Source organism: Anabaena sp. UHCC 0451 (genome assembly GCF_034931405.1).
Lineage (GTDB): Bacteria > Cyanobacteriota > Cyanobacteriia > Cyanobacteriales > Nostocaceae > RDYJ01.
In genome coordinates this window covers 28,267-29,418 of the sequence record NZ_JAYGHA010000020.1, presented here as the reverse complement: position 1 = coordinate 29,418, position 1,152 = coordinate 28,267, and the positions used below count along the sequence as shown (strand labels likewise).

The following is a 1,152-nucleotide window of genomic DNA, read 5'->3' as shown; positions in this document are numbered from 1 at the left end:
GTCTGAATCAGGATATCCAGGATGATAAGATTTTCAGGATTAAATATTTTTAACCCACATTCCGCAGATACTAAAGCAAATTTCCTTGCGTCAACCCAACCAACTTAACTAATATCTAATTCTTGGGTCTACATAAGCATTGAGAATATCAATCAAAATACTCGCACTCACAACAATTGCTCCAAAAAATACTAACACACCTTGAACTGTGGGATAATCCCGGTCAGAAATCGCTTGATATAATCTATTTGCTAACCCCGGCCAGGAAAATGTCACTTCTGTTAAAATTGCCCCACCTAATAAAGATGCAAATGTTAAACCTAAAACCGTAATTACAGGAATTAAGGCATTCTTTAAAGCATGGGAGACTAAAATCTTATTTTCAGAAATTCCTCGCGCTCTAGCAGCTTCTACATAATCAGCTTTTAATGTTTGTTTTAAATTAACTCTGACAATACGCTCAAAAATACCACTCAGTAAAATTCCCAAAGTTAAACTCGGTAAAGCAAGATGATGTAAAGCTGTCAAAAATTGGCTGAAATTGCCACTTAATAAACTATCAATTGTATATAAACCAGTAACATTTGTAGGTGCAGGAAGATTAGGAGGAAACCGGTTTGAATTGGGAAACCAACGCAGTTGCACTGAGAATATTAATTGTAATAACATTCCCGCCCAAAACATGGGGAGTGCATAGGTAATAATCCCAAATAAACGCCCACCGACATCAAAATAAGTTCCTGGACGAGAAGCGGAAAGCGTACCAACTAAAATCCCTACAATTAAAGCCACCAGCATACTACAAACTGCTAACTCTACTGTAGCGGGAAAATATTGACCAATTATTTCTCCCACATTTTGACCCCGACTTGTTAAGGAAGTTCCCAAATCAAAACGAAAAATATGTCCTAAATAATTGAGGTATTGCAACCAAATAGGTAAGTCTAAACCTAGTTGTTTTCTTAACTCTTCTTTGGCACTTTCTGGCGCACGTCCACCAAGAATTGCATCTGCTGGATCTCCTGGTGTGGCTCTTAATAAAAGAAAAACAATGGTGATAATAGTTAATAGTTGCAGTGGCGCAAAAAGCAACCGGGAAACAATGTAATACTGTAAAGCTTTTGAACGAGACATATTTTATAGGAGTCAGGA

At 37.2% G+C, this 1,152-nt stretch carries 1 protein-coding gene; it reads right to left on the bottom strand.

The window, feature by feature from the left end:
- Positions 1-108 precede the first annotated feature (108 nt).
- A complete protein-coding gene (locus VB694_RS15105; protein ID WP_323361146.1) occupies positions 109-1,134 on the bottom strand; it encodes an ABC transporter permease in 1,026 nt (341 codons plus the stop codon).
- Positions 1,135-1,152 lie beyond the last annotated feature (18 nt).